The 11,343-nt window shown below is 66.2% G+C and carries 9 protein-coding genes and 1 pseudogene; 4 read left to right on the forward strand and 6 right to left on the reverse strand.

Going from position 1 to position 11,343, the window contains the following annotated elements:
* Window positions 1–6: 6 nt before the first annotated feature.
* The 3 genes from L1081_RS27110 to L1081_RS27120 form a co-directional block, all read right to left on the reverse strand.
* A complete protein-coding gene (locus L1081_RS27110; RefSeq protein WP_489417724.1) occupies window positions 7–1,323 on the reverse strand; it encodes a HipA domain-containing protein in 1,317 nt (438 codons plus the stop codon).
* Window positions 1,320–1,544 carry a helix-turn-helix domain-containing protein gene (locus L1081_RS27115; protein WP_489417725.1) on the reverse strand — a complete coding sequence of 75 codons (225 nt, stop codon included), beginning with the start codon at window positions 1,542–1,544 and terminating at the stop codon, window positions 1,320–1,322. The genes L1081_RS27110 and L1081_RS27115 overlap by 4 nt, the downstream gene beginning before the upstream one ends.
* 255 nt (window positions 1,545–1,799) lie before the next feature.
* Window positions 1,800–2,699 carry a LysR substrate-binding domain-containing protein gene (locus L1081_RS27120; protein WP_489417993.1) on the reverse strand — a complete coding sequence of 300 codons (900 nt, stop codon included), beginning with the start codon at window positions 2,697–2,699 and terminating at the stop codon, window positions 1,800–1,802.
* Between the two features lie 42 nt (window positions 2,700–2,741).
* On the opposite strand from L1081_RS27120, the gene L1081_RS27125 reads away from it, so the two are divergent.
* The 3 genes from L1081_RS27125 to L1081_RS27135 are packed head-to-tail and all read left to right on the forward strand — an operon-like array spanning window position 2,742 to window position 6,727.
* Window positions 2,742–4,220 carry an amidase family protein gene (locus tag L1081_RS27125; protein ID WP_489417994.1) on the forward strand — a complete coding sequence of 493 codons (1,479 nt, stop codon included), beginning with the start codon at window positions 2,742–2,744 and terminating at the stop codon, window positions 4,218–4,220.
* Between the two features lie 43 nt (window positions 4,221–4,263).
* Entirely contained in the window at window positions 4,264–5,229 is a 966-nt protein-coding gene (locus L1081_RS27130) for a tripartite tricarboxylate transporter substrate-binding protein (protein WP_489417726.1), read from the forward strand.
* A 7-nt stretch (window positions 5,230–5,236) separates the two neighbouring features.
* Window positions 5,237–6,727, forward strand: coding sequence for an MFS transporter (locus L1081_RS27135; RefSeq protein WP_489417727.1), 1,491 nt, complete (start codon window positions 5,237–5,239; stop codon window positions 6,725–6,727).
* Between the two features lie 20 nt (window positions 6,728–6,747).
* On the opposite strand, the gene L1081_RS27140 is transcribed toward L1081_RS27135, so the two are convergent.
* On the reverse strand, window positions 6,748–7,176 hold the full coding sequence (locus tag L1081_RS27140; RefSeq protein WP_489417728.1) for a Rid family hydrolase: 429 nt from the start codon (window positions 7,174–7,176) through the stop codon (window positions 6,748–6,750).
* Window positions 7,177–7,270: 94 nt separating this feature from the next.
* Between L1081_RS27140 and L1081_RS27145 the strand changes: the two genes are divergently transcribed.
* A complete protein-coding gene (locus L1081_RS27145; RefSeq protein WP_489417729.1) occupies window positions 7,271–9,673 on the forward strand; it encodes an acetamidase/formamidase family protein in 2,403 nt (800 codons plus the stop codon).
* 208 nt (window positions 9,674–9,881) lie between these two features.
* Here L1081_RS27145 and L1081_RS27150 read toward each other — a convergent pair whose 3' ends face one another.
* Window positions 9,882–10,169: a hypothetical protein gene (locus L1081_RS27150; protein ID WP_489417730.1), complete on the reverse strand. Its 288-nt coding sequence runs from the start codon at window positions 10,167–10,169 to the stop codon at window positions 9,882–9,884.
* A gap of 92 nt (window positions 10,170–10,261) precedes the next feature.
* Window positions 10,262–11,267: pseudogene (locus L1081_RS27155) on the reverse strand (IS30 family transposase); the annotation flags it as partial.
* Between the last annotated feature and the right edge of the window lie 76 nt (window positions 11,268–11,343).

Genomic DNA, 11,343 nt, shown 5'->3' on the forward strand with positions numbered 1-11,343 from the left:
GGGGCATCAGCGCTTTCCCAGGAGCGGCGAGCGGCCCATCTTTTCCCGCGGGGCCGATATCGCGGGCTTCACATCCGAGAAACGCGCCCGCTTGATCGCGACGTCCAGCGACGGCAGGCTCCAGGTCCTCTGCAGGCGCAGGCTGTTCATTCCGGCGTTCCAGGCATGCAGCATCCGCTTGCCCGTCTCGCGGAATCCGGGATAGCGGCCGGCCGCCTCGACCACCTGCGGGGTCACGTGGACGATGGACTCGCAGATGCGATCCACACGCTCTTTGGTCTGAGCAGGCATCACGCCGCAGCGTGTCTGCAGAAACCGCTCCAGCGCCTTGCCCGGCATCCAGGTGCTGCGCCCTTCGACAGGCATACCCGGCGGATTCTTCGCATAGTCGTCGTAGACCGTCGTGGTCAACATGTCGTAGACGGGAGCCAAGGCGATGCTCTCGCGCGACGTGTAGAGCAGTGCGATGTTCTTGGTGTGGCAGTCCGCGTTGCGCAGCGCATAGGTCAGCAGCAACAGATCCGCCAGCTGCGACAGCGCCGCATTCTGTTGTGCTGGCGAATCCACGACATCCTTGATGCGGCCGACCACACGCTCCCATGTCGACTGGTACTTTTCTTCAGGCCGCAGCGACAGCAGGCTGCAAAGGTCTTCCATGCCTTTGCGCATGGTGCCGTCGTCGTCGAAGCGATGCACCACAAGCGCTTGGCCATCCTCGGACACTTCGGTCATCGCGGCAGGAATGCCGGCCTGGCGCGACACTTCCATGCACAGGTGTTCATTGAGCGCGACGCCCGGGAGCCGAGCGGTGGCCCCCTTGATGATGTACCGATCGGTGGCCAGCGTCCCTTTGCCGTATTCGGTCAGTGCGTTCGGCGACAGGAACTTGGGGACGACGCCGGACACCCCGGACACGGCGTATCGGCGCACCAGGTCGACAAAGGCCGCCTCGGAGTTGTCGCCGCGCAAGATTTCCCTCAATTCGAAGGGTACGGGTGGCTGTGTCGGGTCGGCACCGGGCGTGGCGACCTTCACGCGCCCGATGGCATTGCGTCCCACCACTGACAGCAGGTTGAGCGGCGATGCGCCGACCTGCGGCCCGAGTTGCTCCTGCAGAATCGACAGCAGGAAGCCCTCCGGCAGGTTCATCCGAAAGACGGGATGAAGGTCGGGATAGGCATAGGACTCCGTTCGCGCAGGCATCAGCAGCGAGACGAACTGGGCGGGTTCGACCTCAGGGTGATAGGCCATGACGTGGCGAAAACCATCGGCAGACTCCAGGGTCGCCACCGGCCTGTCATGGACGAAGACGTGCAGCTTCATCCGTGTGTTTCGCTGTCCTGCGCGAAGGCGCGTTGCCGCTCCGCCAGCGCGTCATCGAGCGTGAAGCTGCGCTTCATCGGCACGAAGCTCATCTCGTGGCCGAGCACCTCCAGCAAACGCAGCAGCTTGCGCGAGCCGAACTCGGCGACACCACCCGTCTCGAAGCGTGCAAGGGTGGACTGGCCCAGGCCGCTCAAAGCGGCGAGCTCCTTTTGGGTCATGCCGCGCTCCTTGCGCAAACGCGCGAGCGCACAGCCAAGATCAGGCAAACTGTTCATAAGCTTTATTTGCTATAAAAATCCATCCAATTATCAGCAGATTCAAGCGATGCATTCGCTGCCGACGGTCGGATATTATATCAAATAAGGCATCAACTGACGTATCCAGGAAATGCGTCATATGTCATCGAGCAGGGACCCAAACCCAAGGAGGAATCGTGAAATTCCCTTCCGTTTAATAGCAAATACAGCATTCAGCTAAGCCGCTTGCCGCAGCGAGGCGCGCGCGCACGCCAGGAACGGCTCGATCAGGGGACTCTGCCAATCGCTGCGCCAGCAGGCGGCGATGTCCATGCTGGCATCGGCGTTGCGCAAGGGCCTGAACACCACGCCCGGAGGCCGGCCGATCCGCGCGCAGGCGGGCAGGATGGCCACGCCCTTGCCCGCCAGCACGAGCGCCAGCGCCGACACCATGGTCTCGACCCGCTGTGCGATCGGCATGCTGACATCGTGCCGCCGAAGCATCGAGGCGACGACGGATTTGTCGACGTCTCCTTCGGGCATAGGGAGCCCGATGAGGGGCATGCCTGACAGCCGCTCCAGTGGAATGCTGGACATTCGGGCCAAAGGCGAATCCGCGCGCACGGCCAGCATCAGCGGCTGGGTTCCGATGCGTTCGGCTGCAATGCCTGCGTGGGCGATGGGCGGAATGCAGATCGCCACGGACACGTCCGAGTCGGTGATGGCCGAGACGTTGTTGAGGGCGTTCAGTTCCACATACTGGACTTCCACGTCCGGCAGCTTCGCCCGAAGCATGTTTTCCAAACGGGGGAGCACCAGGTACGACAGCACGACCATGGTCCCGATCGTGAGCCGGCCCCGGCGCCCCGACCCGATCGCCCGCGCCGCGTCGAAGCCTTCGTTGGCAAGCAGCAGTGCTTCCTTCGCACGCTGGAAGAGCGCATTGCCGGCGTCGGTGATCTCCATGCCGCGCGCCGCCCTGCGGAACAGCGGCGTGCCCACCGCCGCCTCCAGGTTCTTGATGTGGACCGACAGCGGCGGCTGGGCCATGTTGAGCCGGCGTGCCGCCTTGCCCACGCTGCGTTCCTCGGCCACCGCCACGAAGTAGCGGAGCGTTCTGAAGTCGGGTGCTGCCATACGCTGGTCGTATGCCTTTTCAAGAAAACAGTATTGGACTCGATGTTGCGGCGCATCAATCATTTGCGCATGCAAAAGTTTCCTCGTCTTCCGAAGTCCGATATCTGCGAGATGTCCGCCGCGGCGATGCGCATACTCGTTGCGCAGCGCAAGCTCTCGCCGGTGGAGATCGTGGAAGAAGTATTGCGCCGGGCCGACGCCGTCCAGCCGCACCTGAACTGCTTCATCACGCTTTGCCACGAGCAGGCGATGGCGCAGGCCCGCGAGGCGGAAAGTGCCGTGACGAGGGGCGAGACACTGGGCCTGCTGCACGGCCTGCCCTTCACGGTGAAGGACATCGTCGACACCGAGAACGTCAGGACGACCTACGGCTCCTTGCTGCATCGCGACCACGTTCCCACGCAGGACGCCGTCGCCGTGGCGCGCATGCGCCAGGCCGGCGCCATCCTCATCGGCAAGACGACCACCTCCGAGTTCGGCGCCAAGTGCCTGACCGACGCCCCTCTGTTCGGAAGCACCCGCAACGCATGGGATGCGACACGCACGAGCGGCGGCTCGAGCGGCGGGGCGGCCTCGTCCATCGCGGCCGGCATCGCGCCGCTGGCCATCGCCACCGACGGCGGCGGCTCGACCCGCATTCCCGCCGCCTGCAACGGCGTGGTCGGCCTGAAGCAGAGCCTGGGCGTGGTGCCCCACAGCCAGGTGCAGGACGCTTTCGGCAACTACACCTATGTGACGCCCACCACGCGCAACGTGGCCGACACCGCGCTCATGCTGCAGGCCATGACCGGCGCCCACGGGTCCGATCCCTGGTCACTGGGTGTGCCGGCGCAGCGCTACTTCGACGCCCTGCAGCCCGGCGGCGATCTGCGCGGCAAGCGGATCCTCTACTGCGCAACGCTCGAGGGGCGTCCGATCTCCGCCGACGTCGCCGCCGCCTTCGAAGCCGCCCTTGCCACGTTGCGTTCGATGGGCGCGGAGCTCGAAGAGATGTCGAGCGAGGGATACGACGTCGAGCCGGTGTGGCGGGTGATCAACCACACCAGTTGGCGCGGCCGCTTCGCCCCGCTGGTCGCGGCGCATGCCGACCAGCTGAGTCCGTCCTTGCTTCAACAGCTCGCGCTGGCAGAGCACGTCGACGGGGTCGCCTTCCAGCAGGCCATGTTCGCCAGGACTGCGCTCTTTCGCAAGGTCCAGGCCCAGCTGGAGAGCCACGACTTCATCTTCACGCCGACGCTCTCGCGCACGGCGCTGCCGATCGACCAGGACCTGTTCGGCAGCATCGAGATCGACGGCGAGACGCATGCCGAAGTGCGGGCGAACTGGTTTCCGTGGACGATGCCCTTCAACCTCACGGGCCACCCCGCCATCAGCCTGCCGTGCGGCGCAGGCCGTGACGGCCTGTCCATCGGCATGCAGCTCGTCGGCCGGTTCCGCGAGGACCTGCAGCTGCTGCAGGCCGCGTCGTTCTTCGAAGCTGCGCACCGGCCGGCGAACGCGCTGCCCACCCTCGCTTTCTGAGCCCGCCTCTCTCGTTTCGTTCTCAACTCAGCAGGTACCCACCATGGCCTCGTTCTTCAAGACACTTCTTCTCGGTGCGTCGATCGCCCTGATCGGCGCCGCCGCGCATGCCGATGCGCCCATCCGGCTGGTCATCGGCTTTCCGCCCGGCGGCGCGCTCGACAGCCTGGCGCGTTCGCTGGCCGAAGACTTGCGCACCACGCTCAAGGAGCCCGTGCTGGTGGAGAACCGGCCCGGCGCCTCGACGCGCATTTCCATCGAGGCCGTCAAGGCCGCGCGGTCCGACGGCCGCACCATCCTGCTGGGCTCGACGCCGCCCTTCGTTCTCTTTCCGATGACCTATGCGCGGCTGAACTACGACGTCGACAAGGACTTCATCCCGGTCGCGCACCTGGCGATCGTGCCCAGTGTCCTTTCCGCCGGCGCAGACCAGCCGTTCAAGACGGTTCCCGAATACGTCGCATGGATCAGGAAGAACCCCGCCGGCGCCAGCGTGGGGCTGACCAACCTCGGAGGCGGACTGCACTTCAGCGTGCTGCAGCTGTCCAAGGCCATCGGCGTGCCGCTCGCGCCGGTCACCTACAAGGGCGGTGCGCCGCTCGCGACCGACATCGTCGGAGGCCACGTGCCGCTCAGCGCCGACGCACTCGCCAGCCAGCTCGAGCTCCACCGCGCGGGCAAGCTGCGGGTCCTGGGTGTTGCGGGCACCCGGCGGCTGAGCTGGCTGCCCGACGTTCCGACGATCAAGGAATCGGGCTACGACGCCTTCGACCGCGCCAACGCCGCCTATGCCGCCTTCGTGCCGGCAGGGACGCCGAAGGACGTGGCTGCCAGGCTGGAAGCGGCCCTGCTCGCCGCCATGCGCAATCCGCAGGTGCGCGCGCAAGTCGATCGCATGGGCCTGGAGCCGACGGGGCTCCCCGGCGCGGAAGTGACGCGGATCATGAACGAGGACCGCGCGTACTGGCGCCCTATCGTGAAGGCCTCGGGGTTCAGGAGCGAGGACTGAATCGAGGATGGCCGACCACGACCGCGACGACGGCCGCAACGACGACGACGACGACGACGGCAGGGCCGATTGGGCGGTGCTCGTTGCCGCAAGTTCGGGCGCGCTGCTGTGCTGTCTCAATCTCAGCGCACTCAATGTCGCGCTGCCGGCCGTGGCGCGGAGCCTGCACGCTTCGCCAGCGCAGGCGAGCTGGATCCTGCTGTCCTACATGCTGGTCAGCACCGTCTGCATCCTGAGCTTCGGACGCCTGGCCGATCTCTGGGGACGGCGCCGGCTCTTCCTCGCGGGGCTGTGGCTCTTCGTGGCCGCCTGCGCGGCATGTGCCCTCGCACCCACCGCCGAACTGATGCTGGCGAGCCGCATCGCCCAGGCCATCGGTGCGGCCGGCGTCATGGCCAACGCCAGCGCCTTGGTGGGCGATGCCTTCGGCCGCCGCAGGATGGGGCTGGCGCTGGGCGTGCTCGCCATGGTCGCGGCGCTGGCCCAGGTCGTGGGACCGCTGGCGGGCGGCTTCGTCGTGTCGTGGTGGGGATGGCGCGCTCTTTTCATGCTCAACGTGCCGATCGGGCTTGGCATGCTGACGTGGTCATGGAAGGTGCTGCCCCGCAATGCGGCCGCCGGGGCCGAAGGCTTCGACCTCGCAGGCGCGGCGCTGTCCCTCGTCGGCATCGGATGCGTGACCTATGCACTCTCGATGGCCGGCACCCACGGCTGGACCAGCACGCCGGTGTGGGCCTTCATGCTCGCGGGGCTGTGCGCCATCGCCCTCTTCTCCGGCGTTCAGATGCGCGTGGCCAGCCCGCTGGTCGACCCCTCGCTGTTCAGCGACCCGGCACGCCGGACCGCCTACGCGGGCATCCTGCTGCTGTCGATGACGCAGGCGGCCCCCCTGCTGCTCGTGGCCTTGTACCTGCAGGCCTGCGCGGGCCTGCAGCCGTCGCAGGCGGGCCTGCGCATCGCACCGGTGGCATTCGGCATGCTGATGGCTGCGCCGCTGGCAGGCACCCTGACGCGACGCTTCAGGCCCGAATCCATCTGCGTGGCCGGCATGCTGCTCGCGGGATTCGCATTGGCGCTGCTGGCCGCCCTGCTGCAGCCGGCGATCGGCGCCGTGCAGCTGTCGCTGTGCCTCTGGGTGCTCGGCCTGGGCATCGGAAGCTTCGTGACGCCGAACAACACATCGATCCTCCAGAGCGTGGCGCCCCGGCGCCGGGGCATCGCCAACGGCGTCCGGTCGACGCTGCAGAACACCGGCATCATGATCGGCACCGCGCTGACGCTGAGCGTGGCGATGGCGCAGCTTCCACCCGGCTCGCAGCGCATGATCCTGGGAGGCGGCGGCGCGGGGCTTTCGAACCCGGATGTGGCGGCCTTTACCCAGGGCGCCAGTCACGCGCTGGTTGTGCTGGCGGTCCTTTGCCTTGCCGGCGCGGCGCTGATCGCCGCGACCCTCTACCGGAACGCCAGCGCAGGGCCGGCAGTCCGCGCGGGCGCATAGGGCCTCGCGCGAGTTGCCGCTCAGAACATCCCGGGCAGGCCGGCCGCGGCCTGCGCGTCGCCACGCCGTGCCACGAGATCGATCTCGATGCGGGCCCCTTTCGCCAGGCCGGTCACGCCGACACAGGTCCGCGCGGGCCGCCGACCGCTCGCGAAATGGCTGGCGTAGACCGCGTTCATCGCCGCGTAGTCTTCATCGAAGTGCGTGAGGTAGACGCGCACCGACAGCGCGTGCTCCAGGCCCAGTCCGCAACCAGCCAGCACCGTCTGGAGGTTCTTCAACACCTGGCGCGTCTGCGCCTCGATGCCTGGGGGATAGGGTGCGTCCAGCGAGGTGCCGGTGAACGGCATCTGCCCGGTGACGAACACCCAGCCGTCCGCTTCGACCGCGTGGCTGAACGGAGCGACCGGTTCTGGTGCACCGGGGATCATGTGAAAGATGGGGGACATCGCATCACTGCAAGCCAGTTGCGTGCCAACTGCGGCGCCGTGGCGAGTGGCACGTGTCTTGCGCGCCCTGCGCAAGCAACCAGAAAGCGCCACCGTGCAGTTCGAACAGTTCTCGACCGACTCCTATCCGGTGCACCAGCGACCCCACGCCTGGCGCGATGCCCTGCACCTGCACCGCCTCAGGCCGCAGATGGCGCCGGCGGCGGCGCCCCTTTATGGCACGCTGACCGCCGGGCGCAGCGCACGCGGAGTCGGGATGGCGCGCATCACCTCGTCGCCCCAGACCATCCAGCGGCTGGGCGACGCAGCCGATGCCGTCTGGCTCGCGCTGCACCTGAGCGGCGATGCGGCGCTGCACGATGGCCGGCGGACCATCGAGCTGGCCCCCGGCGACATCGTCTTCGGACCGGCCCAGGCGCAGGCGGGGCTGGATTTCCGCTCCAACTTCCGGCAGTTCATGGTATCCATGCCGCGTGCCAGCCTGAAGGCCCGCTTGCCCGGCGGTCCCGCATTCGCGCTCGGCCACCTGTCGGGCCGCGCCGGCCTGGGCCGCATGTTCGCGGGCACGCTCACGGCGCTGGCCGACGCCTTCGATACGCTGAGCGACGACGACGTTGCGCCGGTCGAGTCGGCCCTGTCGGAGTTCATTGCAACGAGCCTGGCCGCCCGCCAGGACCCGGCCTCCCCCGCCATCAGCAGCACGCGGGCCGCCACGGTGCACCGGCTTTGCCAGCACGTCGAGGCCAACCTGAGCGACGCATCGCTGTCCCTGGCCGCCGTGGCGGCCCACGAGCGCCTGTCGGAGCGGCTGGTGCAGAAGCTCTTCGAGGGCCTCGGCCAGACCTTCACGGCCTACGTGCGCCAGTGCCGCCTCGAACGCTGCCGTGCCGACCTTGCCAACCGCCAGTACGGGCACCTGTCGATCTCGGACATCTGCTTTCGCTGGGGCTTCAACGACCCGGCGCATTTCAGCCATTGCTTCCGCGACCGCTACAGCATGTCGCCCCGGCAGTACCGCCAGCAGGCCAACGAGGCCAGCCAGCAGTCGCTGCGCAAGCGCATCCGCCGCGGCTGGCCGTCGGGCTACTTCGAGACGCCGGCCGAGGACCCGATGGCCTCGGCCACCCGCATCGACGCACGGGCCATGGCCGATGACGGCGCCGCAACCGCAGCACAGGCGGCGTCGGCCCTGCAGCACGGCAGCAGCGTCGTGGCCGGCCACCATCACCACCTGCCAGCCACCGCGCAAACCATCCACTGGGGCTACTTCGGCCGCTCGATCCCGCCCGTGCTGACCATTGCCTCGGGCGACATCGTGACGATCGAGACGCTGACGCAGCACGCCTATGACGACCACGAGCGCATGATCAAGGGCGACTCCGGGGCCGAAAGCGTCTTTCAGTGGACGCGCGAGCACAAGGCCGTGGACCGCCGCGGCGCCGGCCCTACCGATGCGTCGATCTACGGCCGGGGCAGCGGCGAAGGATTCGGAGTGCACATCTGTACCGGGCCCATCTACGTGAAGGATGCGCAGCCCGGCGACGTGCTGGAGGTGCGCATCCTGGATCTCGCGCCGCGCCTCGCAGCCGATGCCAAGTACGAAGGCCGGGCCTTCGGCAGCAATGCCGCCGCCTGGTGGGGCTTCCAGTACGACGACCTGATCGAGGAGCCCAGGCAGCGCGAGGTGGTGACCATCTACGAGGTCGACTGCAGCCAAGGCCATGCCTGCGCCCATGCCGTCTACAACTTTCGCTGGACGCCGCAGCTCGATCCGAACGGCGTGCTGCACCCAACCATCGACTATCCCGGCATCCCGGTCGACCGCGCATCGATCGTCGAGAACCACGGCGTGCTCCAGGGCGTGACCATTCCGGTGCGCCCGCACTTCGGCGTGATCGCGGTGGCGCCCGCCGAGACCGGCCTCGTCGATTCGGTGCCGCCTTCATGCTTCGGCGGCAACCTGGACAACTGGCGCATCGCCAAGGGCGCCACCCTCTACCTGCGGGTCGCGGTCGACGGCGGGCTGCTGTCGGTGGGCGATCCGCACGCCTCGCAGGGCGACAGCGAGCTGTGCGGCACGGCCATCGAATGCTCGCTGACGGGCGTGTTCCAGATCGTTCTGCACAAGGCCGACCGGCTGCAGGGCGAACCCTATGCCGACATCGACTATCCGCTGGTGGAAACCGCCGACGAATGGGTGATCCACGGCTTCAGCCATGCGGACTACCTGAAGGAATTCGGCGACAAGGCGCGCAGCGCGATCTACGAGAAGTCGTCGCTCGACCCGGCCATGCGCGACGCCTTCCGCAAGACCCGGCGCTTCCTGATGACCGCGATGGGGCTGACCGAGGACGAGGCGATTTCCCTGATGTCGGTTGCCGTCGACTTCGGCGTGACGCAAGTCGTCGACGGCAACTGGGGCGTGCACGCGGTCATCCGCAAGTCGTTGTTTGCCGGCCGGCAACGGCCGCCGAGTGATGACTATCAGAAGGGATGAGCCTTGCGTCACTTTGCATTGAAGCATCTACGCGCTGATCAATCACTGCGCTTGGAACCGTTGCTTCATGCAAGTTGGAATTCTTCGGGGTTTGCCTCCTTAAGTTTGGAATTTAGCGGCTAGATTGCGACCTTGACGCCGTCGCACAGGCCCGCTCCGCCAGTGAGTTGGCGGTAGCCGAAGACCGCACTCGGCCACTACCTGCCGCTCAACTATGTCCGCTTTTGGTGCGTCCACTACCTGAGGCGTGCGCGATAGCGGCTTCAAGGCTTGCAACCAATGCTTTTGCCTGCTCGACGTTTAACTCGACCTCTGTGTTTGCCACTACACAATCGTCTGTGATCGCTTCGTCGTCGAACTGCTTTTCGGAGATGTCGAGATCAGGATGAATTTCCCAAGTCTCGAGGTTGATGTGACCAGGATGAATGTTCGCGCTGACCTCCAAGAATCCCTGTCGATAGCGAACATCATTAAAGCGGATCTTTTTGGTACCCATGTCAGTAACTCGTCGGTCGGGAGCGAGAGGATAGCGCAGGGGTGGTCGTCACTGGCCTTGCTCCGAGCGAACGTCCGCTTGCCGGTGCGGATTCAACCGGTCGATGCAACACACTGACTGAACATTTCAGCCGGTGTCCGATAGCCAAGGGTCTTCCTCGGCCGCTCGTTCAATTGTCTGGCCATGGCGTTGAGCTTGGCCTGTGAGTAACCCGAGATGTCGATGCCCTTGGGCAGGTACTGCCTGAGCAAACCGTTGGTGTTCTCGTTGGTTCCTCGCTGCCAGGGATTCTGAGGATCGCAAAAGAACACCTTGATGTCGGTGGCGAGCGTGAAGCGCTTGTGTCCAGCCATCTCCTTGCCCCGATCCCAGGTCAGCGATTTGTAGAGTTCCTCGGGAAGCTTGCGAGCATGCTTGACCAGGGCGTTCACCACAGTCTCCGTGTCCTTGCCATCCAGCTTCACCAGCATGAGGTAGCGTGTCTGGCGCTCCACGAGGGTGGCGATCTGGCTGTTCTGACTACCGAACAACAAGTCTCCTTCCCAGTGACCAGGCACAGCTCGGTCCTCGACAGTCGCTGGGCGCTCGCTGATGGACACGGCATCCACGATCTGCCCGTGAAGCTCGGTTTTCTGGGTGTAGTGGCGTGAGCGACGCATCCCTCTTGTGCGCCTCAGGTGCTGCAACAGTTCCTTCTTCAAAGCGCCACGCGCTTGGATGAACAGGCTGCGGTAAATGGTCTCGTGTGACACGCGGAAGCGCTCGTCGCTGGGGGTAAGTATGCTTGAGCCACCCGGCAATCTGCTCTGGCGACCACAGCATCCGCAGCTTCCCGCTGACAATTCCCGCGAGAGCTCGATTGCTCACGAGTTTGCAGACCTTGGGTCGGCAGGCCCGAGTCCAAGCGGCACTGTCGGCCTCAATTGCACGGTAGCACTCTGCTCCCCCGTTGCGCTTGAGTTCACGGCTGATTGTCGAAGGTGCGCGACCCAGGCGCGCAGCGATCGAGCGGATCGATTGCCCTGCCACCACCAGGCGGGAGATCTCTTCCCGCTCAGCCAGCGAGAGCGCCACTGGCGAGCGACTTCTCGCAGGAGGCAGATGACATGAAAACTCTCATTCCGTCGGACCTCGATACGCGGTCCCGCGAAAGCTCTCGTGCACCGTGACTAGC

Origin of the sequence: Variovorax sp. MSC1_012 (genome assembly GCF_023667525.1) — a bacterium.
GTDB classification, from domain to species: Bacteria; Pseudomonadota; Gammaproteobacteria; order Burkholderiales; family Burkholderiaceae_C; genus Variovorax; species Variovorax beijingensis_B.